This window comes from Serratia sp. CY71090 (assembly GCF_052166845.1).
GTDB lineage: Bacteria > Pseudomonadota > Gammaproteobacteria > Enterobacterales > Enterobacteriaceae > Serratia > Serratia nematodiphila.
On sequence record NZ_JBJNOA010000001.1, the window covers coordinates 106,770 to 128,010 of the forward strand.

23 protein-coding genes are annotated in these 21,241 nt (G+C 61.4%); 20 read left to right on the forward strand and 3 right to left on the reverse strand.

From position 1 onward, the window contains the following. Positions 1 to 61 precede the first annotated feature (61 nt). Complete coding sequence (locus ACJ8OK_RS00535) at positions 62 to 988, reverse strand: formate/nitrite transporter family protein (protein ID WP_442530328.1); 927 nt, start codon at positions 986 to 988, stop codon at positions 62 to 64. A 229-nt stretch (positions 989 to 1,217) separates the two neighbouring features. On the opposite strand from ACJ8OK_RS00535, the gene ccmA reads away from it, so the two are divergent. From ccmA to mlaA, 10 genes are all read left to right on the forward strand, one after another. Next, positions 1,218 to 1,850 carry a cytochrome c biogenesis heme-transporting ATPase CcmA gene (gene ccmA / locus ACJ8OK_RS00540; RefSeq protein WP_060560458.1) on the forward strand — a complete coding sequence of 211 codons (633 nt, stop codon included), beginning with the start codon at positions 1,218 to 1,220 and terminating at the stop codon, positions 1,848 to 1,850. After that, positions 1,850 to 2,509, forward strand: a complete 660-nt coding sequence (gene ccmB, locus ACJ8OK_RS00545) for a heme exporter protein CcmB (RefSeq protein ID WP_049277719.1) — start codon at positions 1,850 to 1,852, stop codon at positions 2,507 to 2,509. Before ccmA ends, ccmB begins: the two co-directional genes overlap by 1 nt. A gap of 120 nt (positions 2,510 to 2,629) precedes the next feature. Then, on the forward strand, positions 2,630 to 3,367 hold the full coding sequence (locus ACJ8OK_RS00550) for a heme ABC transporter permease (protein ID WP_004936270.1): 738 nt from the start codon (positions 2,630 to 2,632) through the stop codon (positions 3,365 to 3,367). Next, positions 3,364 to 3,600, forward strand: a complete 237-nt coding sequence (gene ccmD, locus ACJ8OK_RS00555; protein WP_004936267.1) for a heme exporter protein CcmD — start codon at positions 3,364 to 3,366, stop codon at positions 3,598 to 3,600. The genes ACJ8OK_RS00550 and ccmD overlap by 4 nt, the downstream gene beginning before the upstream one ends. Beyond that, positions 3,597 to 4,091, forward strand: a complete 495-nt coding sequence (gene ccmE / locus ACJ8OK_RS00560) for a cytochrome c maturation protein CcmE (RefSeq protein ID WP_004936264.1) — start codon at positions 3,597 to 3,599, stop codon at positions 4,089 to 4,091. The genes ccmD and ccmE overlap by 4 nt, the downstream gene beginning before the upstream one ends. Then, positions 4,088 to 6,058 carry a heme lyase CcmF/NrfE family subunit gene (locus ACJ8OK_RS00565; protein ID WP_033632468.1) on the forward strand — a complete coding sequence of 657 codons (1,971 nt, stop codon included), beginning with the start codon at positions 4,088 to 4,090 and terminating at the stop codon, positions 6,056 to 6,058. The genes ccmE and ACJ8OK_RS00565 overlap by 4 nt, the downstream gene beginning before the upstream one ends. Then, positions 6,055 to 6,606, forward strand: a complete 552-nt coding sequence (locus ACJ8OK_RS00570; protein ID WP_015378623.1) for a DsbE family thiol:disulfide interchange protein — start codon at positions 6,055 to 6,057, stop codon at positions 6,604 to 6,606. Before ACJ8OK_RS00565 ends, ACJ8OK_RS00570 begins: the two co-directional genes overlap by 4 nt. Next, a complete protein-coding gene (locus ACJ8OK_RS00575; RefSeq protein ID WP_060559997.1) occupies positions 6,603 to 7,070 on the forward strand; it encodes a cytochrome c-type biogenesis protein in 468 nt (155 codons plus the stop codon). Before ACJ8OK_RS00570 ends, ACJ8OK_RS00575 begins: the two co-directional genes overlap by 4 nt. After that, positions 7,070 to 8,284 (forward strand): c-type cytochrome biogenesis protein CcmI, encoded by a 1,215-nt coding sequence (ccmI, locus tag ACJ8OK_RS00580; protein ID WP_060559996.1) that lies wholly within the window; start codon positions 7,070 to 7,072, stop codon positions 8,282 to 8,284. Before ACJ8OK_RS00575 ends, ccmI begins: the two co-directional genes overlap by 1 nt. Positions 8,285 to 8,312: 28 nt before the next feature. After that, positions 8,313 to 9,071, forward strand: coding sequence for a phospholipid-binding lipoprotein MlaA (mlaA, locus tag ACJ8OK_RS00585; protein WP_044030769.1), 759 nt, complete (start codon positions 8,313 to 8,315; stop codon positions 9,069 to 9,071). A gap of 117 nt (positions 9,072 to 9,188) precedes the next feature. Here mlaA and fadL read toward each other — a convergent pair whose 3' ends face one another. Further along, on the reverse strand, positions 9,189 to 10,511 hold the full coding sequence (gene fadL, locus ACJ8OK_RS00590) for a long-chain fatty acid transporter FadL (RefSeq protein WP_033632473.1): 1,323 nt from the start codon (positions 10,509 to 10,511) through the stop codon (positions 9,189 to 9,191). Positions 10,512 to 10,916: 405 nt separating this feature from the next. On the opposite strand from fadL, the gene ACJ8OK_RS00595 reads away from it, so the two are divergent. The 4 genes from ACJ8OK_RS00595 (at position 10,917) to sixA (ending at position 15,756) form a co-directional block, all read left to right on the forward strand. Continuing rightward, a complete protein-coding gene (locus tag ACJ8OK_RS00595; RefSeq protein WP_004936240.1) occupies positions 10,917 to 11,213 on the forward strand; it encodes a YfcZ/YiiS family protein in 297 nt (98 codons plus the stop codon). Positions 11,214 to 11,409: 196 nt separating this feature from the next. Next, positions 11,410 to 12,720 carry an acetyl-CoA C-acyltransferase FadI gene (fadI, locus tag ACJ8OK_RS00600; RefSeq protein ID WP_004936237.1) on the forward strand — a complete coding sequence of 437 codons (1,311 nt, stop codon included), beginning with the start codon at positions 11,410 to 11,412 and terminating at the stop codon, positions 12,718 to 12,720. Further along, on the forward strand, positions 12,720 to 14,885 hold the full coding sequence (gene fadJ, locus ACJ8OK_RS00605; RefSeq protein WP_442530329.1) for a fatty acid oxidation complex subunit alpha FadJ: 2,166 nt from the start codon (positions 12,720 to 12,722) through the stop codon (positions 14,883 to 14,885). The genes fadI and fadJ overlap by 1 nt, the downstream gene beginning before the upstream one ends. Positions 14,886 to 15,273: 388 nt before the next feature. Continuing rightward, positions 15,274 to 15,756 carry a phosphohistidine phosphatase SixA gene (gene sixA, locus ACJ8OK_RS00610; RefSeq protein WP_004936230.1) on the forward strand — a complete coding sequence of 161 codons (483 nt, stop codon included), beginning with the start codon at positions 15,274 to 15,276 and terminating at the stop codon, positions 15,754 to 15,756. 68 nt (positions 15,757 to 15,824) lie between these two features. Here the strand turns inward: sixA and smrB are convergent, their stop codons facing one another. Beyond that, a complete protein-coding gene (gene smrB, locus ACJ8OK_RS00615) occupies positions 15,825 to 16,355 on the reverse strand; it encodes an endonuclease SmrB (protein WP_004936226.1) in 531 nt (176 codons plus the stop codon). A 170-nt stretch (positions 16,356 to 16,525) separates the two neighbouring features. Between smrB and prmB the strand changes: the two genes are divergently transcribed. The 6 genes from prmB (at position 16,526) to ACJ8OK_RS00645 (ending at position 21,216) form a co-directional block, all read left to right on the forward strand. Beyond that, positions 16,526 to 17,458, forward strand: coding sequence for a 50S ribosomal protein L3 N(5)-glutamine methyltransferase (gene prmB, locus ACJ8OK_RS00620; protein ID WP_028127753.1), 933 nt, complete (start codon positions 16,526 to 16,528; stop codon positions 17,456 to 17,458). A 65-nt stretch (positions 17,459 to 17,523) separates the two neighbouring features. Then, on the forward strand, positions 17,524 to 18,609 hold the full coding sequence (gene aroC / locus ACJ8OK_RS00625) for a chorismate synthase (RefSeq protein ID WP_004936219.1): 1,086 nt from the start codon (positions 17,524 to 17,526) through the stop codon (positions 18,607 to 18,609). Between the two features lie 5 nt (positions 18,610 to 18,614). Further along, positions 18,615 to 19,442: a penicillin-insensitive murein endopeptidase gene (gene mepA, locus ACJ8OK_RS00630; RefSeq protein WP_033639752.1), complete on the forward strand. Its 828-nt coding sequence runs from the start codon at positions 18,615 to 18,617 to the stop codon at positions 19,440 to 19,442. A 3-nt stretch (positions 19,443 to 19,445) separates the two neighbouring features. Further along, entirely contained in the window at positions 19,446 to 20,252 is an 807-nt protein-coding gene (locus tag ACJ8OK_RS00635; RefSeq protein WP_261441065.1) for a sulfite exporter TauE/SafE family protein, read from the forward strand. 92 nt (positions 20,253 to 20,344) lie between these two features. After that, positions 20,345 to 20,902, forward strand: a complete 558-nt coding sequence (locus tag ACJ8OK_RS00640; protein ID WP_082996543.1) for an elongation factor P hydroxylase — start codon at positions 20,345 to 20,347, stop codon at positions 20,900 to 20,902. A 32-nt stretch (positions 20,903 to 20,934) separates the two neighbouring features. Further along, positions 20,935 to 21,216: a YfcL family protein gene (locus tag ACJ8OK_RS00645; RefSeq protein ID WP_004936209.1), complete on the forward strand. Its 282-nt coding sequence runs from the start codon at positions 20,935 to 20,937 to the stop codon at positions 21,214 to 21,216. Positions 21,217 to 21,241 lie beyond the last annotated feature (25 nt).

Here is a 21,241-nt window from a genome sequence, read left to right on the forward strand (position 1 = left end):
GGCGCGTTTGCTCAATACCTCGCCAGTTCGCGCCGAAATTTCCTCGGCTAACCGACGGCGATCACGGTTTTTCCCCGCCGTGGCGCCGTTTTTCCTCTTGCACGCGCGCCGCCTTATTTTTGGCGCTCAAATCGTTGCGGATTTGCGCGTGGCTTATCAACGCAAAGATAAAGGTGCCGCCGATGATGTTGCCCGCCAGCGTCGGCAGGGCGAACGGATAGACGAATTCCTGCCACCCAATCGCGTCGTTGAACACCAGATAGAGGATCTCCACCGAGCCGACCACGATATGCGTCAAATCGCAAATCGCCACCAGGTAGGTCATCAACACGATCACCCAGATTTTCGCCGCGCCGGCGGCCGGGAACATCCATACCATGGTGGCGATGATCCAGCCGGCCAGGATGCCGTTGGCGAACATTTCTCCCGGCGTATGGCGCATCACCTCTTCACCCAGGCTGATGAAGGCGCGGCGCGTTTCGGCATCGAACAGCGGTATATGGGTAAACGCCAGCGCCGCCAGCGCGGTGCCGATCAGATTGCCGAGCAGCACCACGCCCCACAGGCGCAGCAGGATAAGCAGGTTGCGCGGCGTGGGCTTATGCATGATTGGCAACACCGCCGTGACGGTGTTTTCGGTAAACAGCTGCTGGCGCGCCATAATGACAATGATAAAACCGAAGGTGTAGCCGAGGTTCTCAATGAAAAAGCGGCTGGGATCGTCCGGCAAGCGGGCGTGGAAAATGCCTTTTGCCGCCAGCGAGGCGCCCATCGACAGCCCGGCGGCGATCGCCGACCACAGCAGCGCCAGCCCGTCGCGCTCCAGCTCTTTTTCGCCTTCCATCCGGATCTGTTCATGCACCGCCGCCGCGCGCGAAGGCAAATTTTCTTCCCTGACTTCGATTTCGCGTTTGCCCTGTTCCTGCTCTTCGCTCTCTACCTGCATTGTCTCATCCGGCTCGTGCTCCTGGCGTGGCTGTTCGTTCATTCTGTCGCTCCTGCTCAATAAGGGTGAGGTCACGTCATTAAGCGTAGTTGCCCGGTCTAAATGCGGCGAAATACAGAAAAAGGTAACAAGAGTTAAAATCCGCCGCTTTTTTCCGCGCATTCTTGATCCTGCTCGCCATATTGGCCCCTCGGCGCGCCCGCCGCAGGCTGCGTGTGGGGAAAGGCTTATGCTATGATTCGCTATCCCAAAGAAAAATATGAGTTCCCCGATGCTGGAAGCCAAAAGTCTGAGTTGCGTGCGCGATGAACGCATCCTGTTTAGCGAGCTAAGCTTTTCAGTTCAGCCGGGCGATATCATTCAGGTAGAAGGGCCGAACGGCGCGGGCAAGACCAGTTTGCTGCGCATCCTCGCCGGTCTGGCGCGGCCGGACGGCGGTGAGGTGTGCTGGCGCGGGCGTAACACGCTGCGCGATCGCGCGGCGTATCAGCAAGATTTGCTGTTTATCGGCCATCAACCGGGCATCAAAGCCGTATTGACACCCTTCGAAAATCTGCAGTTTTATCAGGCGGTGCGCGGCGCGGCCGAGCAGCAGGCCATCTGGCGCGCGCTGGAGCAGGTGGGGTTGGTGGGCTACGAAGATCTGCCGGTGGCGCAGCTTTCCGCCGGGCAGCAGCGACGGGTGGCGCTGGCGCGATTGTGGCTCAGCGCGGCGCCGCTGTGGATCCTCGATGAACCGTTGACGGCAATCGATAAACAGGGCGTGGCCGAGTTGATTAGCCTTTTTGAACAACATGTGCAGCGGGGCGGCATGGTATTGTTGACCACCCATCAGGATTTGGCCGGCGTCAGCCAAACGGTGGGCAAAATTCGTTTGGCGGAACACGACGCGGGGAGTTTGTGATGTTTTTGACTCTGGTGCGTCGCGAATTGAAGATCGCCTGCCGTAAAGGGTCGGAGATCGTCAACCCGCTGTGGTTTTTCCTGATTGTGATCACGCTGTTCCCGCTGGGGATTGGCCCTGAACCGCAGCTGCTGGCGCGCATTGCGCCGGGCATCGTGTGGGTGGCGGCGCTGCTGGCCTCGCTGCTGTCGCTGGAGCGACTGTTTCGCGACGACTTTCTCGACGGTTCGCTGGAGCAGCTGTTGCTGCTGCCGACGCCGCTGCCGATGACGGTGCTGGGCAAAGTGTGTGCTCACTGGGTTGTGACGGGATTGCCGCTGCTGATCCTGTCGCCGCTGGTGGCGCTGCTGCTGTCGCTTAATATGCAAACCTGGCTGGCGGTGGCGGGGACGCTGCTGCTCGGCACGCCGACGCTGAGCCTGATCGGCGCTATCGGCGTGGGTCTGACCGTCGGCCTGCGCAAAGGGGGCGTGCTGCTCAGCCTGCTGGTGCTGCCGCTGTATATCCCGGTGCTGATCTTCGCCACCGGCGCGATCGACGCCGCCGCGATGGGCATGCCGATTGATGGTTACCTGGCGATACTCGGCGCGATGCTGGCGGGCAGCGTGACATTGGCGCCGTTTGCCGCCGCAGCGGCGCTGCGAGTGAGCGTGCACTAGCTAACAAATTGAATGAACAGACGGGGCAAGGCCGACAAGAGCGTACCCCGCAGAAGATTTTCGCCGTTTCGAACGCTCGGAGCGGCCGACGCATAAAAATTACCGTGAGCACTGACGACAATGTGGAAATGGTTACATCAACTGGCGCGGCCTGAACGGCTGTATCACGTCTGCGGCCGCTTTATCCCCTGGCTGGGGCTGGCGGCGGCGGCCTGCCTGCTGCTTGGCTGGGCATGGGGCTTTGGCTTCGCGCCGAAGGATTATCAACAGGGCGACAGCTTCCGCATCATTTATATTCACGTGCCGGCGGCCATGTGGTCGATGGGCATCTACGCCTCGATGGCGGTGGCGGCGTTTATCGGCCTGGTGTGGCAGATGAAAATGTCCGATACCGTGGTGGCGGCGATGGCGCCGATCGGCGCGGTGTTCACCTTTATCGCGCTGGTGACCGGCTCCGCCTGGGGCAAGCCGATGTGGGGCACCTGGTGGGTATGGGACGCGCGGCTGACCTCCGAGCTGGTGCTGCTGTTCCTCTATATGGGCGTCATCGCGCTGTATAACGCCTTCGAAGACCGCCGCCTGGCGGGCCGCGCCGCCGGCATTCTGGTGCTGGTGGGCGTAGTGAATATCCCGATCATCCATTTCTCCGTCGAATGGTGGAATACGTTGCATCAGGGTTCGACCAATATGCAGCAATCCATCGCGCCAAGCATGCGCACCCCGCTGCGCTGGGCAATCCTCGGCTACCTGCTGTTGTTCGTCACGCTGACGCTGATGCGCCTGCGCAATCTGATCCTGTTCCAGGAGCGCCAGCGCCCGTGGGTCGCCGGGCTGGTGAATAAGGAGCGTCAGTCATGAATGCCGCGTTTGATTCCTGGTCGGCGTTTTTCGCCATGGGCGGTTATGCCTTTTATGTCTGGCTGGCGGTCGCCGCCACGCTGATTTCGCTGTTGGGGCTGGTGGCGCACACCGTCTGGCAGCGGCGGCAGTTGCTCGCCGAGATCGGCCGCCGTCAGGCGCGCGAACGGCGCATTCGCCATGCGCAACAGTCAAAACAAAAATCCGCCGCACCGCGGGAGAAATCATTGTGAATCCACGTCGTAAAAGCCGCCTTTATCTGGCGATCGTTGTGCTGATCGGCATCGCGCTGACCGCAACCCTGATGCTGTACGCGCTGCGCTCCAACATCGATCTGTTCTATACCCCGGGTGAAATCCTGCAGGGTAAAGGCGAAAACCACGAGAAGCCCGAGGTCGGCCAACGGTTGCGCATCGGCGGCATGGTGATGCCCGGCTCGGTGAAACGCGATCCCAATACGCTGCAGGTCAGCTTCAAGATTTACGACGCGCGCGGTGCGATCGGCGTAACCTACACCGGCATTCTGCCGGATCTGTTCCGTGAAGGGCAGGGCGTGGTGGCGCAAGGGGTGCTGGGCGAGGGCAACGTGGTCAACGCGCGCGAAGTGCTGGCCAAACACGACGAGAAATACACGCCGCCGGAAGTGGCCGACGCGATGAAAGAGAATCACAAAGGGCCGGCGGAAGCGTATAACGCGCCGCAGGCGGAGGGCGCCAAGTCATGATGCCGGAACTGGGCAGTTTTCTGCTGTGCCTGGCGCTGGCGATCGCGCTGTTGCTGAGCATTTACCCGCAGTGGGGCGCGGCGCGCCAGGACAGCCGCATGATGGCGGTGGCCCGGCCGCTGACCTATGGCATGTTCGCGGCGATTGCGCTGGCGTTCCTGTGCCTGGTGCACGCCTTCGTGGTCAATGACTTTACCGTCGCTTACGTGGCCACCAACTCCAATACCCAACTGCCGGTGTATTACCGCATCGCCGCCACCTGGGGGGCGCACGAAGGTTCGCTGCTGCTGTGGGTGCTGCTGCTGAGCTGCTGGTCGCTGGCGGTGGCGTTGTGCAGCCGGGCGATGCCGCAGGATGCGGTGGCGCGGGTGCTGTCGGTGATGGGCATGATCACCGCCGGTTTCCTGCTGTTCATCATCATGACCTCCAATCCATTCACCCGCACGCTGCCGAACTTCCCGATCGACGGCAGCGATCTCAACCCGCTGCTGCAGGATATCGGCCTTATTTTCCACCCGCCGCTGCTGTACATGGGCTATGTCGGTTTCTCGGTCGCCTTCGCGTTCGCCATCGCCTCGCTGATGGCCGGCCGGCTCGACACCGCCTGGGCGCGCTGGTCGCGCCCGTGGACCACCGCCGCCTGGGTGTTCCTCACGCTGGGCATCGTGCTCGGATCGGCCTGGGCCTACTATGAGCTGGGCTGGGGCGGCTGGTGGTTCTGGGATCCGGTGGAGAACGCTTCCTTTATGCCGTGGCTGGCCGGCACCGCGCTGATGCATTCGCTGGCGGTGACCGAGAAACGCGGCACGTTCAAAGCCTGGACGGTGTTGCTGGCGATCACCGCCTTCTCGCTGTGCCTGCTGGGCACCTTCCTGGTGCGCTCCGGCGTGCTGGTCTCGGTGCACTCCTTCGCCTCCGATCCGGCGCGCGGCATGTTTATTCTCGCCTATCTGGTGATCGTGATCGGCGGCTCGCTGCTGCTGTACGCGGTCAAGGGCGGCCAGGTGCGCAGCCGAGTGCAGCACGAGACCTTCTCGCGCGAGACCTTCCTGCTGGGCAACAACGTGTTGCTGATCGCCGCCATGCTGGTGGTGCTGTTGGGCACGCTGCTGCCGCTGGTGCACAAACAGTTGGGGCTGGGCAGCATTTCGATCGGCGAGCCGTTCTTCAACACCATGTTCACCTGGCTGATGGCGCCGCTGGCGCTGCTGTTGGGCATCGGGCCGCTGGTGCGCTGGCGCCGCGATGAGCCGGGCAAGCTGTGGCGCCGCCTCGGCGTGGCGCTGCTGGTGACGCTGGTGCTGTCGATTCTGCTGCCGTGGCTGCTGCAGGACAGCATCGCCGGCATGACGGTGGTGGGCCTGATCATGGCGCTGTGGGTGATCATCCTGACGCTGATGGAGCTGCATGAGCGCGCCACCCACCGCCACGGTTTCTGGCGCGGTCTGCGGCAGCTGTCTCGCAGCCATTGGGGCATGGTGCTCGGCCACCTCGGCGTGGCGGTGACGGTGATCGGCATTGCCTTCAGCCAGAACTACAGCGTGGAGCGCGACGTGCGGATGAAGGCCGGCGACAGCGTGGACATCCACAATTATCACTTCGTGTTCCGCGACGTGCACGACATTCGCGGCCCGAACTACAGCGGCGGCGTCGGCATCATCGACGTCACGCGCAACGGCAAGCCGGAGGCGACGCTGCATGCGGAGAAACGCTACTACAGCGTGGCGCGCAGCATGATGACCGAGGCGGCGATCGACGGCGGGTTCAGCCGCGATCTGTACGCGGCGCTGGGCGAGGAGCTGGAAGACGGTTCCTGGGCGGTGCGCCTGTATTACAAACCCTTCGTGCGCTGGATCTGGTTCGGCGGTGTCTTTATGGCGATCGGCGGCCTGCTGTGCATTCTCGACCCGCGTTATCGCATGAGCAAAAAGCTCAAGCGTGAAGGCAAACTGGAGGCGCAATCATGAAGCGTAAGCTGCTGTTTATCCCGTTGGTGCTCTTCCTGCTGCTGGTGGCGGCCCTGATGGTGCAGCTGACGCGCAACGCGGGCGGCGAAGATCCGACCATGCTGGAGTCGGCGCTGATCGGTAAGCCGGTGCCGACCTTCAGGCTGGAATCACTGGATCAGCCTGGCAAAACCTACGATCAGGCGGTGCTGCGCGACGGCAAGCCGATCTTGCTCAACGTCTGGGCCACCTGGTGCCCGACCTGCCGCGCGGAACACCAGTATCTCAATACGCTGGCGGCGCGCGGCGTGCGGGTGGTCGGCCTGAACTATAAAGACGATCGCGCCAAGGCGGTGACCTGGCTCAACTCTCTCGGCAATCCCTACGCCCTCAGTCTGTACGACGGCGACGGCATGCTGGGGTTGGATCTCGGGGTGTACGGCGCGCCTGAGACCTTCCTTATCGACGGCCAGGGGATTATTCGCTATCGCCACGCCGGCGACATGAATGAGCGCGTCTGGCAGCAGGAAGTGCTGCCGCTGTATAAAAAGTACGGGGGTGAGGCATGAGGCTGATTGTTCTGCTGTGCGCCGCGCTGCTGAGCTGGAGCGCCGCAGCGGCGATCGATACCTATCGCTTCAACTCCGTCGAGCAGGAGCAGCAGTATCGCGAGTTGACCGAACAGCTGCGCTGCCCGAAATGCCAAAACAACAGCATTGCCGATTCCAACGCCATTATCGCCGCCGACATGCGCACCAAGGTGTACGAGCTGATGATGCAAGGGCAAAGCAAGCAGCAGATCATCGATTACATGGTGGCGCGTTATGGCAACTTCGTCACCTACGAGCCGCCGGTAACGCCGGCGACGCTGATCTTGTGGATCGGCCCGCTGCTGTTCGTATTGATCGGCGGGGCAGTGGTGATCCTGCGCACCCGTCGCAAGCCCGACACGGCGGTGGACGATGCATTCTCCGAACGGGAACGGCAGCGCCTGGCGGCGCTGTTGCAAGAGACTGACAGGAAGAAACCCTAATGGCTTTTTGGCTGATTATTTGCGTGTTGCTGGCCGGCGCTGCCGCGTTGCTGGTGGTGCCGGCGATGCGCCGCGGCAAGCAGAGCGCTGCCACGCGCGATGCGCTGAACAAGGCGTTTTATCAGGATCGCCTCAGCGAGTTGGAGCAGGATGAGCAGCAGGGCGTGGTAGCCGAGCGCCCGGAACTGGTCAAAGAGCTGCAACAGAACCTGTTGAACGACATCCCGGCCGAGCAGATGGCGCAGGCGAAGCCGATCAACCGCTGGGCGCTGGTGCCGGGCGTGCTGTTACTGCTGGCGGTGACCGTTGGCTTTTATCTGAAAACCGGCGGGCTGGCGCAGGTGCTGGACTGGCGTCTGGTGCAGGCGCAAATGCCGGAATTGCGCGAGCGCGTTGCCAATGAGCGCGCCAAACCGCTGAGCATGGAAGAGATTGCTCGCCTCGGGCTGGGGCTGCGCACCGCGCTGCAACAGGACGATCGCAACATCAATGACTGGATGATGCTGGGGCGCGTCGGCATGGCGCTGAATAATGCCACCACCGCTACGCAGGCGTTTGCTCATGCTTATCAATTGGATCCGAATAGTCTGGAAGTGCGGCTCGGCTATGCCGAGGTCTTGACGCGCTCCAACGATCCGGAGGATAACAAGCAGGCGGCGCAGCTGTTGCGGCGCATGATCGCGGAAAACCACAGCGATCCGCGGGTGCTGAGCCTGCTGGCGTTCAATGCCTTCGAACAGGGCGATTTCAAGCAGGCGATCGGCGCCTGGCAGGTGATGCTGCAGCTGCTGCCGGCCAACGATCCGCGCGCGGAAGTGATAAAGCGCAGTATTGCACAAGCAAAAGCCCAGGCAGGCGGAGAAAATGTTAAACTGAATGTGACCGTTGCGCTGTCACCGCAGGCGGCGAAAGCCATGCCGCCGCAGGGGACGCTGGTCATTTCGGTCACCGACGGCGTCAGCCCGGTGCCGGTCGCGGTAAAACAATTGCCGCTGAGCCGTTTTCCGCTGTCTTTCTCACTGGATGACAGCAACGCCATGATGCCCGAGCGTCTGCTCTCGGCGCAGCATCAGGTGCAGGTGCGTGTGCGCCTCTCACAGGACGGATTGGCCACGCCGCAGCCGGGGGACTGGTTCGGCGAAAGCTCGCTGCAGACATTCAGCGGTAAAGAGCAGGTTAGCGTTCAGATAAACAAGCAGGTCCCTGAAAAATAAGACCGAACGTGTTTTTATGGAGAAAAATATGAACTTTCGCCTGACTGGGGTGGCATTCGCAACGGTATTACTGGTGGGCTGTGCCAGCGCGCCAGACAACGATCCGCAAGGGCGTTCCGATCCGCTGGAAGGATTTAACCGGACGATGTTCGACTTCAACTACAACGTCCTGGATCCTTATATCCTGCGTCCGGTCGCGGTGGCCTGGCGCGACTACGTGCCGATGCCGGCGCGTAACGGCATCAGCAACTTCACCTCCAACCTGGAAGAGCCGGCCAGCATGGTCAACGCCTTCCTCAAGGGCGATCCCTACCGCGGGATGATCCACTTCAACCGTTTCTTCCTGAACACCCTGCTCGGGATGGGCGGCCTGATCGACGTGGCCGGCATGGCCAACCCGAAACTGGCGCGCGAAGAACCGAACCGCTTCGGCAGCACGCTGGGCCATTACGATGTGGGTTACGGCCCGTACGTGATGTTGCCGGGCTACGGCAGCTTCACGCTGCGTGACGAAGGCGGCGATTTTGCGGATACGCTGTATCCGATGCTGAGTTACCTGACCTTCTGGATGTCGGCGGGCAAATGGGTGGTCGAGGGTATCGAAACCCGCGCTCAACTGCTGGATTCCGACGGCCTGCTGCGCAACTCCTCCGATCCTTATGTCATGGTGCGCGAAGCTTACTTCCAGCGCCACGACTTCATCGCCAACGGCGGTTCGCTCAAGCCGGAAGAGAACCCGAACGCCAAGGCGATTCAGGGCGATCTGGACGAGATCGACTCGCAGTAACCACCGGCCTTATGCCCATGAAAACCCGCCGTCTGGCGGGTTTTTTTACGCCCGCGGCGAGCGGCAGGCAAAGAAAAAGCGCCCCGCGGGGCGCTTTGGCATCCATCTCAGGCGAGATTAGAAGCGGTAGTTGAAGTTGGCGCCGTACAGCCAGGCCTTGCCTTCGGAGGTGAAGGTGTAAGGACCTTCATTGATGGTGACTTTCTGGCCGTGCATGTAGGACACGCCGACGTCAACCGAGGCGTCTTTGTTGAACGCATAGGTGGTACCGGCACTCAGCCAGAAACGGTCCTGATCCGGAATGGAGATCGAACGGTTTTGGGCAGGCACCGGGCTGTCATCGAAGGCGATACCGGTACGGAAGGTCCAGTTATCGTCGTAGAAGTAGGTGGTGCCCAGCGCGATGCGGTAAGCGTCTTTGAAGCCTTCATGCTTCTGGAACAGCGTCTGGCCGTTGTTGCCGGTGGCTTTCAGCTCCTGGAACTGGCTCCAGCTGGTGTAGGCCAGGCTGTAGTGGATAGCCCACTGCGGCGCCACTTTGTTGTAGCCGGACAGTTCCCACATTTCCGGCAGGTGCAGGCTCAGAGAACCCGGAATGGTGGTGCCGTTGGTGCCCCACGGCAGACCTTTAGAGGCCAGCAACGGGTTGAAGGCTGAAGGCAGGCTGCTTTTGTAATCGCCGTCAAAGTCGATTTTCACTTCTGAGCGATAGGTGAAGCCGTAACGGTTGTTTTCATCCACTTCGTACAGAATACCGGCGTTCCAGCCGAAGCCCCATTCGTCGCCTTTCAGGTGCGAAATCTGGGTATCTGCCGGGATCTGCGAAACCGGGCCGGCCAACTGTGGCGGTAACTGGCCCGATCCGGCGATCAGTTTTGGCAGATCGCCGGCATAGCGCTCGAGTTTGGCCTTGGCATAAACGGCGTCAAAGCCCAGACCGAAACTGAAGTTCTTGTTCAGGCGATAAGCGCCGCTCAGGTTAAGGTTCAAGGTTTCCAGGTCGGTTTTGCCGCCCATGGAACCCGCCGCGTAACCGTCGTTGTATTCGGTCGCCAAACCGAAGTTGCTGGTGACCGAGCCGCCTACGGCGAATTGATCGTTAATCGGGTGAACATAATGCAGGTTCGGCACCCAGGCGGTCGGCGCGATGTTTTTCGCATCCAGACTGGCGCCGGAAGGGGATTGGCCACTGATATCGACGTCCGGATCGATGAAGACTGCGCCGAAAGAGAGTTCCGGGCGGGTATACATCATCAGCAACGCCGGGTTGCGGCTTGCGGAGGCCGCCGTATCCGCCATGGCGCCTTCGCCAGAATACGAACGTCCTAAACCAGCTGATGAGAACTCATTCAGCTGGAATCCTGCGGCAGACACGTTTGAAGAAATAATTGCCACTGCAGCTGCGAGAGCTGATTTAGTCAATAGGTTTTTCTGGCTCATGACCAAAACCTCATTATGTGTTTATTATTTAAACTATTGTTACACGAAGTAACAAGGAGCGCGGGATTGTAGGGTCCGTTATCGTTCAGACAAATCAGACCAGTGGCTGAAGTATAGGTCTGACCTGTGAAAATGTTGCAAGTTTGTTTTTGAAATATTTCCAACCTGATATCAAAAAAGAGATCTGCTTAACAAAAAGCCAGCGGTAAATAACAAAATTCTTACCATTCCTTAGCAGTCGCTCATTTTTATTTGTGATTTCCATCACTTAAAACACCCAGTAAAAGTAAGTGCTAGTGATTGCCGGCGCGGAAGCGTAAAATATCTGCAGAATTTTGTGGCTTTGTGCCGGTGAGTGAAACGGCAATTTGGGCTGATAACCGAGGCCCTTGAGGAGAACCAATCATGTCAGATGCAATTAATAAATGCAGCGCCCAGGAAACCGCCGCGTGTTGCTGCGTGGATGTCGGCACCGTGATGGATAACACCGATTGCACCGCATCCTACAGCCAGGTGTTCAGTAATCAACACGATGCGGAGGCGATGTTGGCGGCCCTGAGCGAAAAGGCGCGCGCGGTCGAATCCGACCCTTGTGACATCAGCAGTAGCATTAAACCGGTTGACGGCGGCGTGCAATTGGAGGCCGATTTCACCTTCGCCTGCCAGGCGGAAACTCTGATCTTCCAGCTCGGCCTGCGTTAATCCCGGCTTTACCCCCGGCGCCGCCTGTTATGCGCCGGGGATTTCCTTTCCCGTACCCCTCCCGATAGAAAGTGCGCCTGCTCGCAGTTTTGATCTCTACCGGTTTGCCAAATGTAACCGTTTGGTTAACAATGACCTCATCAGGTCAGACCTCTTTCTGCCCATTGCGCTGACGTTATTTTCTTCAGGAGCATTTATGAGTAAGGCACTGCCGTTGGTGACCCGTCATGGTGACCGCATTGCGATTGTGAATGGACTGCGTACCCCCTTTGCCAAACAGGCGACCGCCTATCACGGCATTCCGGCGGTGGATTTAGGGAAAACGGCGGTGAGCGAGCTGTTGGCGCGCAGCGGTATCGATCCGCAGCTTATCGAGCAGCTGGTGTTCGGCCAGGTGGTGCAAATGCCCGAGGCGCCGAACATCGCGCGTGAAATCGTGCTGGGCACCGGCATGAGCGTCCATACCGACGCCTACAGCGTGTCGCGCGCCTGCGCCACCAGCTTCCAGGCGATCGCCAACGTGGCGGAGAGCATCATGGCCGGCAGCATCAGCGTCGGCATCGCCGGCGGGGCGGACTCTTCTTCCGTCTTGCCGATCGGCGTCAGCAAGGCGCTGGCGCGCACGTTGGTGGACGTCAACAAGGCGCGCACGCTGTCGCAGCGCCTCAAATTGTTCAGCCGGCTGAAATTCCGCGATCTGATGCCGGTGCCGCCGGCGGTGGCGGAGTATTCCACCGGCCTGCGCATGGGCGATACCGCCGAACAGATGGCGAAAAGCCACGGCATCACCCGTGAAGCGCAAGATGCGCTGGCGCACCGTTCTCACGAGCTGGCGGCCAAGGCCTGGCGGGAGGGGTGGCTGCGCGATGAGGTGATGACCGCCTACGTGCCGCCATACCGCGCGCAGCTTTCCGAAGACAACAACATCCGTAAAGACTCCAGCCTGGCGTCCTACGCCAAGCTGAAACCGGCGTTCGATCGCAAGCATGGCAGCGTCACCGCGGCCAACAGCACGCCGTTGACCGACGGCGCGGCGGCGGTACTGATGATGAGCGAATCGCGCGCCAAAGAGCTGGGCCTGCAGCCGCTCGGCTATCTGCGCAGTTTCGCTTTCGCCGCCATCGACGTGTGGGAAGACATGCTGCTGGGGCCTTCCTACGCCACGCCGCTGGCGCTGGATCGCGCCGGCATCGGTCTGGCCGATCTGACGCTCATCGATATGCATGAAGCTTTCGCCGCGCAAACGCTGGCTAACCTGAAGATGTTCGCCAGCGAAGCGTTCGCCCGCGAGAAGCTTGGCCGCAGCCAGGCGATCGGCGAGGTGGACATGGACAAATTCAACGTCCTGGGCGGTTCCATCGCCTATGGCCACCCGTTCGCCGCCACCGGCGCGCGCATGATCACCCAGACGCTGCGTGAGCTGAAACGCCGCGGCGGCGGGCTGGGCCTGACCACCGCGTGCGCCGCCGGCGGGTTAGGGGCCGCGATGATCGTGGAGGTGGAATAATGAGTTTCGAAAACGCATTGCATGAACAGCGCGCCAAACCGTCGGCCTTTCACCTGACGATCCGCCCCGACAACATCGGGGTGATCACCATCGACGTGCCGGGCGACAAGGTCAATACGCTCAAGGCCGAGTTCGTCGAACAGGTGAACGACGTGCTGATCCGGGCGCAGCAGCACACTGCACTGGAAGGGCTGGTGATCGTTTCCGGCAAGCCGGACTCGTTTATCGCCGGCGCCGACATCACCATGATCGCCGCCTGCACCAGCGCCAAAGAGGCGGAAACGCTGGCCAAGAAAGGGCAGAGCACGCTGGCGCAGATCGCCGCTTTCCCGGTGCCGGTGGTAGCGGCCATCCACGGCGCCTGCCTGGGCGGCGGGCTGGAATTGGCGCTGGCCTGCCACGGCCGCGTCTGTTCGCTGGATGACAAAACCGCGCTCGGTCTGCCGGAAGTGCAGCTGGGCCTGCTGCCGGGCTCTGGCGGCACTCAGCGCCTGCCGCGCCTGATAGGCGCCGCCAAGGCGCTGGACATGATCCTGACCGGCAAGCACATTCGCGCCCGCCAGGCGCTGCGCATGGGGCTGGTGGACGACGCCGTGCCGCAATCGATCCTGTTGCAGACCGCCATCGAGCGGGTGAAACAGGGCTGGAAACATCAGCGCGAGCTGCCGTGGCAGGATCGCCTGCTCAATGGCCCGCTGGGCAGAAATCTGCTGTTCAGCATCGTGCGCAAGAAAACGTTGGCGAAAACCCACGGCAACTACCCGGCGGCGGAGCGCATTATTCAGGTGGTGCGCACCGGGCTGGATCACGGCAGCGCCAGCGGCTATGAGGCCGAAGCGCGCGCCTTTGGCGAGCTGGCGATGACGCCGCAGTCGGCGGCGTTGCGCAGCTTGTTCTTCGCCTCCACCGCGCTGAAAAAAGAGCGGGGCGGCAATGCTCAGCCGCATGCCCTGCATCGCGTCGGCATTCTCGGCGGCGGCCTGATGGGCGGCGGCATCGCCTGTGTCACCGCCACGCGCGGCGGTTTGCCGGTGCGCATCAAAGACATCAATGAAACCGGCATCAATCACGCGCTGAAATACAGCTGGGACGTGCTCGGCAAGCGGGTGCGCAGCAAGCGCATGCGCCCGGCGGAGCGGCAAAAGCAGATGATGCTGATCTCCGGCTCTACCGATTACACCGGCTTTGAGCAGGTGGATATCGTGGTCGAGGCGGTGTTTGAGGATCTGGCGCTGAAACAGCAGATGGTGGCCGAGGTCGAAGCGAACTGCGCGCCGCATACCGTGTTCGCCTCCAACACCTCTTCGCTGCCTATCGGCCACATCGCTGAAAAGGCCCAGCGGCCGCAGCAGGTGATTGGCCTGCACTACTTCAGCCCGGTGGATAAAATGCCGCTGGTGGAAGTGATCCCGCACGCCGGCACCAGCGAAGAGACCATCGCCACCACCGTGGCGCTGGCGCACAAGCAGGGCAAGACCGCCATCGTGGTGGGCGACAGCGCCGGTTTTTATGTCAACCGCATCCTGGCGCCGTACATCAACGAAGCGGCGCGCTGTCTGCTGGAAGGCGAGCCGATTGAGTCGCTGGACAAGGCGCTGGTGGACTTCGGTTTCCCGGTCGGCCCGATTACCCTGCTGGATGAAGTGGGCATCGACGTCGGCACCAAAATCATTCCGGTGCTGGTCGAGGCGCTGGGGCCGCGTTTCGCCGCGCCGGCCGCGTTCGATGCGGTGCTGAAGGACGGGCGTAAAGGGCGCAAGAACGGCCGCGGCTTCTATCTCTACCCGAGCGAAGGGCAGCAGCGGCAGCGGCGTAAACGTGCGGATACCTCATTGTATACGTTGCTCGGCGTCACGCCGAAGGCGCACATGCTGCCGGCGACCGTCGCCCAGCGCTGCGTGATGATGATGCTGAACGAAGCGGCTCGCTGCCTGGATGAAGGCGTGATCCGCAGCGCGCGCGACGGCGATATCGGTGCGGTGTTCGGCATCGGTTTCCCGCCGTTCCTCGGCGGCCCGTTCCGCTATATGGACGAGCTCGGCGCCGAGAAAGTGGTGAAGACGCTGGACTACCTGCGCCAGCAGCACGGCGAGCACTTCGCGCCGTGCGAGCGCTTGCAGCGCATGGCGCAGCAGGGCGAGCGCTTTTACCCGCTGGGGAGCTGAACGCAGGGCGGCCCGATTTGCACTATAGTTGCAACAGGGCCGCGTTGTGATCGCCATCACTCCTTGCAACAGCGTCAGCCGGTGAGGCTGTACAGCGAGGCTGAGGCAGCGGTAAGTTAGCTTGACCGCCATCAATAAATTTCATGGCGGCAAGGTTAAAATTTAACCCGTTGAATTGATTGTTCTGTGAGCAATCGAGGTTTGCCCGGGGAGGGTTGCTGTAAAAAACAGCGTTTTCTTTAGGCAAACTTTCAGGCAAAATGCCCGGCCGCCATAAAGAGACGGCGCGTTATCGTTTTAAAGCTTTGGCTTTGGGTTGGAAAACTCGGCGGTACAGCACGCACGGCGTTTCTGTATAGCGTTACTTTGTCAACAACAGCGGTGCAATATGCAAGTTTTGATTATGCGTCACGGAGAGGCGGCGCTCGAGGCAGCCAGCGATGCGGTAAGGCCCCTTACCCTGTGCGGCCGCGACGAGTCCCGTCAGATGGCGGCCTGGTTGAACACCAAGTCTGTGGATATTGAACGCGTGCTGGTCAGCCCCTATCTGCGGGCCGAACAGACGCTGGCGACGGTGCGTGAAGCCTTGACGCTGCCGGAGGGCGAAGAAGTGTTGCCCGAGCTGACGCCGGGCGGCAACGCCGAACAGGTCGGCAGCTATCTGCAGGCGCTGGCGATGCAAGGGGTGAGCTCGGTGCTGATCGTGTCGCACCTGCCGCTGGTGGGGTATCTGGTGGCCGAACTGTGCCCGGGCGAGTGCCCGCCGATGTTCGCGACCTCGGCGATTGCCAACGTCGATCTGCCGGCGGACGGCAGCTACGGCAAGTTTGAATGGCAGGTCAGCCCATCGCAGGTGATGGCCAAAGTGTGAACCGCGGATGCGGTGCGGAATAAACTCAGGGCGATGTCTGACATCGCCCTGAGTCGTTTCTGTGGGGGCTACTCGGCCAGCTCCACCAACAGCAGGATGGCGGCGTTGCCACCCCATTCCTTCGGCGCCTGGTGGAACGCCAGCACGTCGGGGTGCTGCGCCAGCCACAGCGGCGTTTGCTGTTTGAGGATGTGTTTGCCGTGCCCATGCATCACGCAGGCGCAGTGCACGTGCTCGCGTTTGCAGGCGGCGATCAGCGCCCCCAGCTCCTGCTTGGCCTGCAGCTGGGTCAGGCCGTGCAAATCAAGAAACAGCTCCGGCGAGTAATCGCCGCGCCGCAGCTTCTTCAGCTCATACGGGCTGCTGCCGGGGCGCACGTAGCGCGTCGGGCCTTCCTCTTCCAGCTGCGGCTGGTATTCATCTGAAAAATAATAGCTGGCATCGACCTGCTCCTGCAGCAGCCTCTGCGGCGCAATCTGTTTGACCTTGGGCTTCGGCGGGCGGTGGACGATGGTGTCCTGGCGCAGCTTTTTCGCGCCCGCCACCGACTCTCTGAAGAGCTGTTGTTCGTCTTTGCTCAGAGGGGGCTTGTTCTTCATGCTTCATTCACCGGAAATCGTTTATTTCGCTAGTTTACCTTGTGAATGAGCGCTGTCGACGCAAAACTCGGGCCAGAGTGAAAAGCGCGAGGGGCAAGCGTGATTTGTCGCGGGCTTCATGGCAAACTATGCGGCTAAATCATGAAACACAGCGCCTGCCGGAGGGCAAATTGGACAAAATTTTCGTCGACGAAGCAGTGAACGAACTGCACACCATTCAAGATATGCTGCGCTGGACGGTAAGCCGCTTCAACGCCGCCAATATCTATTATGGTCACGGAACCGATAATCCGTGGGACGAAGCGGTGCAATTGGTGCTGCCAAGCCTGTTCCTGCCGTTGGACATTCCGGAGGACATGCACACCGCCCGTCTGACTTCCAGCGAGCGCCATCGCATCGTTGAGCGCGTGATCCGCCGCGTCAACGAACGCATCCCGGTCGCCTATCTGACCAACAAGGCCTGGTTCTGCGGCATGGAATTTTACGTCGACGAGCGCGTGCTGGTGCCGCGTTCACCGATCGGCGAGCTGATCAACGATCGTTTCAGCGCGCTGATCCCGCACCCGCCGCGCCATATCCTCGACATGTGCACCGGCAGCGGCTGCATCGCCATCGCCTGCGGCTACGCTTTCCCGGAAGCGGAAGTGGACGCGGTGGACATCTCCAGCGAAGTGCTGGCGGTAACCGAGCGCAATATTCAGGCGCACGGCGTCGAACATCAGGTGATCCCGATCCGTTCCGATCTGTTCCGCGACGTTCCCGCGATCCAGTACGATCTGATCGTTACCAACCCGCCGTACGTCGATGCGGAAGACATGTCGGATCTGCCGCAGGAGTTCCGCTTCGAGCCGGAACTGGGCCTGGCGGCGGGCAGCGATGGCCTGAAGCTGGTGCGCCGCATCCTGGCGTGCGCGCCGGACTACCTGACCGACGACGGCGTGCTGATTTGTGAAGTGGGCAACAGCATGGTACATCTGATGGAACAATATCCGGACATCCCGTTCACCTGGCTGGAATTCGAAAACGGCGGCGACGGCGTGTTCATGCTGACCAAGCAGCAGCTGGTGGATTGCAAGGAACACTTCAGCCTCTATCGCAGCTAAGCCGCATTTCCAAGGCCCGCATGGCGGGCCGCATAACGATAAAAGACTAACGGTAAGGAGCCGTGATGGCAGGAAACAGTATTGGGCAGATTTTCCGCGTCACCACCTTCGGTGAATCTCACGGGGTGGCGCTGGGTTGTATCGTCGACGGCGTGCCGCCCGGCATCCCGCTCACCGAAGCCGATTTGCAACACGATCTGGACCGTCGTCGTCCGGGCACCTCGCGTTACACCACCCAGCGCCGTGAACCGGATCAGGTGCGCATTCTCTCCGGCGTATTCGAAGGCGTGACCACCGGCACCAGCATCGGTCTGATCATTGAAAACACCGATCAGCGCTCGCAAGACTACAGCGCCATCAAAGACGTGTTCCGTCCAGGGCATGCCGACTACACCTACGAACAGAAATACGGTCTGCGCGACTATCGCGGCGGCGGCCGCTCTTCGGCGCGTGAAACCGCCATGCGCGTCGCGGCGGGCGCTATCGCCAAGAAATACCTGCAGCAGAAGTTCGGCGTGCAGGTGCGCGGCTATCTGGCGCAGATCGGCGACGTGACCTGCGAGCTGAAAGATTGGGATCAGGTCGAACAGAACCCGTTCTTCTGCCCGGATCCGGACAAGCTGGAAGCGCTGGACGAACTGATGCGCGCGCTGAAAAAAGAGGGTGACTCCATCGGCGCCAAGGTCAGCGTGATCGCTGAAAACGTGCCGGTTGGCCTGGGTGAGCCGGTGTTTGACCGCCTCGACGCCGATCTGGCGCACGCGCTGATGAGCATCAACGCGGTGAAAGGCGTGGAGATCGGCGACGGGTTCGCCGTGGTGACCAAACGCGGCAGCGAAAACCGCGATGAAATCACCCCGGAAGGCTTCCAGAGCAACCATGCCGGCGGCATTCTCGGCGGCATCAGCAGCGGCCAACCGGTGATCGCGCATCTGGCGCTGAAACCGACCTCCAGCATCATGGTGCCGGGGCGCACCATCAATCGCCAGGGCGAAGCGGTGGAAATGGTGACCCGCGGTCGCCACGATCCGTGCGTGGGCATCCGCGCCGTGCCGATCGCCGAAGCGATGATGGCGATCGTGTTGATGGATCACCTGCTGCGCCAGCGTGCGCAAAACGGTGATGTGGTTTCCGACGTGCCGCGCTGGTAATCGCCATGAAAAACTGGATGTTGGGCCTGCTGGCCCTGACGGCCTCCGCTTCCGCCATGGCGCTGACGCCGTGGCAGAAAATCGACCATCCGGTGGCCGGCGCGCCGCAGGCGGTGGGCGGTTTCGCCAACGGTTGCGTCATCGGCGCGCAGCCGCTGCCGCTGAACTCACCGAACTACCAGGTGATGCGTACCGACCAGCGCCGCTATTTTGGCCACCCGGATCTGCTGGCGTTCATTCAGCGTCTCAGCAGCCAGGCGAATCAGAAAGCGCTGGGCACGGTGCTGATCGGCGACATGGCGATGCCGGCCGGCGGGCGCTTCAGCAGCGGCCACGCCAGCCACCAGTCGGGGCTCGATGTCGACATCTGGCTGCAGTTGCCGCGCCAACGCTGGAGCGCGCAGCAATTGCTGAAGCCGCAGCCGATCGACCTGGTGTCGGGCGACGGCAAGCAGGTGGTGGCGCGCCAATGGCAACCGCAAATTGAGTCGCTGATTAAGCTGGCGGCACAGGATGCGGAGGTGACGCGCATCTTCGTCAATCCGGCGATCAAGCAGCGCCTGTGCCTGGATGCCGGCGCCGATCGGGCCTGGTTGCACAAGGTGCGGCCGTGGTTCGGTCACCGTGCGCACATGCACGTGCGTCTGCGTTGTCCGGCCGGCAGCCTGGAGTGCCAGGAGCAGGATACGCCGCCGCCGGGCGACGGCTGCGGCGCCGAACTGGCGAGCTGGTTCGTACCGCATCAGCCGAACGCGAAGCCGGGCAAACCCGTGCCGCCGCCGTTACCGCCGACCTGTCAGGCATTGCTGGATCACCATTTCTCAGCGGAATAACACATGGACTGGTTCGTCATTGGCCCCGAGATGCTCGGGGTGTTGTTTGCGGTAGCGCTGCTGGCGGGGTTTATCGACTCCATTGCCGGCGGCGGCGGGTTGCTGACGGTGCCGGCCCTGCTGGCGGTGGGGGTTCCTCCGGCGCAGGCGCTGGCGACCAATAAGTTGCAGTCGGTCGGCGGCTCCTTCTCCGCCAGTCTGTACTTCATTCGTCGGCGAGCGGTGAATCTCAACGACCAGAAGCTGACGATTTTTCTGACGCTGATCGGCTCGATCGCCGGCGCTATTCTGGTGCAGCATATGCGCGCCGATTTGCTGCGGCAGATGCTGCCGCTGCTGGTGATCGGCATCGGTCTCTACTTCCTGCTGATGCCGCGCCTGGGTGAGGAAGATCGTCAACGCCGCCTCGGCGCCTTGCCGTTCGGGCTGGTGGCCGGCGGTTGTGTCGGGTTTTACGACGGTTTCTTCGGCCCCGGCGCCGGCTCATTCTACGCGCTGGCCTACGTGACGCTGTGCGGTTTCAACCTCGCCAAGTCCACGGCGCACGCCAAAGTGCTGAACTTTACCTCCAACGTCGGCGGGTTGGCGCTGTTCATCATCGGCGGCAAGGTGGTGTGGAGCATTGGTCTGGTGATGCTGCTGGGGCAGGTGCTGGGGGCGCGTCTGGGCGCGCACATGGTGCTGACCCGCGGCCAGAAATTGATTCGGCCGATGATCGTGATCGTCTCGCTGGTGATGAGTCTCAAGCTGCTTTACGACAATCACGGCGCAGAGATTCAGCAGTGGTTGACGGCCTTCGCGCACGGTTGACGATGAAAATGGGCGCCGTTTATGCGCCCGTATCCCCCCGCCGGTTATCGGGTATAATGGCCTCTTTATTTTTGTGGTTATAGAGTTTTTTTATGTCAGACACGCAGACCCGCCATCACTATGAGCAGTTGATCGAGATCTTCAATCGCTGCTTCAGCGATGACTACAACACCCGCCTGGTGAAGGGCGATGACGAACCGATCTACCTGCCGGCCGACGATGAACTGCCGTATCACCGTATCGTGTTTGCCCACGGCTTCTACGCCAGCGGCCTGCACGAAATCTCGCACTGGTGCATCGCCGGTGAAGCGCGCCGTCAATTGGTGGACTTCGGCTATTGGTATTGCCCGGATGGACGGGACGCGCAGACCCAGAGCGAATTCGAAGCCGTGGAGATAAAACCGCAGGCGCTGGAATGGATGTTCTGCGTGGCGGCCGGTTTCCCGTTCAACGTCAGCTGCGACAACCTGAACGGCGACTGCGAGCCGGATCGCATCGTGTTCCAACGCAAGGTGCGCGCCCGGGTATTGGCGCTGCTGGAGCAGGGAATACCCACAAGGCCTGCGCGCTTTATTCAGGCGTTGCAATCGTTCTACAATACGCCACCGTTGGCGGCCGAGCACTTTCCGTATCCGGAAGATCTCAACTGACGCCACAGCCCGTTATTTAATGAGGAAATTTGATGATCGCAGAATTTGAAGCGCGCATTTTGGCGCTGATTGATGACATGGTAGAGCACGCCAGCGATGATGAACTGTTTGCCGGTGGCTACCTGCGCGGTCATCTGACGCTGGCGGTGGCCGAGGCGGAAGAGCAGGGCGAACACACCGCCGCAGCGCTGAAAGCGCGGGTGGAGGAGAGCCTGCACAAAGCGATCGCCGCTGGGGAACTCTCGCCGCCGGATCAGATCCTGGTGCGCGGCATGTGGGAAAACCTCTATCAGGCTGCAACCCCTGCCGCCTGATCGTCATGCCGGGGCGCGTCGCCGC

Bases quoted from the DNA above. Each gene is read 5' to 3' on its own strand.
- mlaA (WP_044030769.1), top strand. From the start codon at position 8,313: ATGAACTTTCGCCTGACTGGGGTGGCATTCGCAACGGTATTACTGGTG.
- smrB (WP_004936226.1), bottom strand. From the start codon at position 16,355: ATGAAGAACAAGCCCCCTCTGAGCAAAGACGAACAACAGCTCTTCAGA.
- aroC (WP_004936219.1), top strand. From the start codon at position 17,524: ATGGCAGGAAACAGTATTGGGCAGATTTTCCGCGTCACCACCTTCGGT.
- ccmI (WP_060559996.1), top strand. From the start codon at position 7,070: ATGGCTTTTTGGCTGATTATTTGCGTGTTGCTGGCCGGCGCTGCCGCG.
- ACJ8OK_RS00645 (WP_004936209.1), top strand. From the start codon at position 20,935: ATGATCGCAGAATTTGAAGCGCGCATTTTGGCGCTGATTGATGACATG.
- ACJ8OK_RS00535 (WP_442530328.1), bottom strand. From the start codon at position 988: ATGAACGAACAGCCACGCCAGGAGCACGAGCCGGATGAGACAATGCAG.
- ACJ8OK_RS00595 (WP_004936240.1), top strand. From the start codon at position 10,917: ATGTCAGATGCAATTAATAAATGCAGCGCCCAGGAAACCGCCGCGTGT.
- ccmD (WP_004936267.1), top strand. From the start codon at position 3,364: ATGAATGCCGCGTTTGATTCCTGGTCGGCGTTTTTCGCCATGGGCGGT.
- fadL (WP_033632473.1), bottom strand. From the start codon at position 10,511: ATGAGCCAGAAAAACCTATTGACTAAATCAGCTCTCGCAGCTGCAGTG.
- ccmA (WP_060560458.1), top strand. From the start codon at position 1,218: ATGCTGGAAGCCAAAAGTCTGAGTTGCGTGCGCGATGAACGCATCCTG.
- ACJ8OK_RS00575 (WP_060559997.1), top strand. From the start codon at position 6,603: ATGAGGCTGATTGTTCTGCTGTGCGCCGCGCTGCTGAGCTGGAGCGCC.
- mepA (WP_033639752.1), top strand. From the start codon at position 18,615: ATGAAAAACTGGATGTTGGGCCTGCTGGCCCTGACGGCCTCCGCTTCC.
- ACJ8OK_RS00550 (WP_004936270.1), top strand. From the start codon at position 2,630: ATGTGGAAATGGTTACATCAACTGGCGCGGCCTGAACGGCTGTATCAC.
- fadJ (WP_442530329.1), top strand. From the start codon at position 12,720: ATGAGTTTCGAAAACGCATTGCATGAACAGCGCGCCAAACCGTCGGCC.
- ACJ8OK_RS00565 (WP_033632468.1), top strand. From the start codon at position 4,088: ATGATGCCGGAACTGGGCAGTTTTCTGCTGTGCCTGGCGCTGGCGATC.
- ccmB (WP_049277719.1), top strand. From the start codon at position 1,850: ATGTTTTTGACTCTGGTGCGTCGCGAATTGAAGATCGCCTGCCGTAAA.
- ACJ8OK_RS00640 (WP_082996543.1), top strand. From the start codon at position 20,345: ATGTCAGACACGCAGACCCGCCATCACTATGAGCAGTTGATCGAGATC.
- ACJ8OK_RS00635 (WP_261441065.1), top strand. From the start codon at position 19,446: ATGGACTGGTTCGTCATTGGCCCCGAGATGCTCGGGGTGTTGTTTGCG.
- fadI (WP_004936237.1), top strand. From the start codon at position 11,410: ATGAGTAAGGCACTGCCGTTGGTGACCCGTCATGGTGACCGCATTGCG.
- sixA (WP_004936230.1), top strand. From the start codon at position 15,274: ATGCAAGTTTTGATTATGCGTCACGGAGAGGCGGCGCTCGAGGCAGCC.
- ACJ8OK_RS00570 (WP_015378623.1), top strand. From the start codon at position 6,055: ATGAAGCGTAAGCTGCTGTTTATCCCGTTGGTGCTCTTCCTGCTGCTG.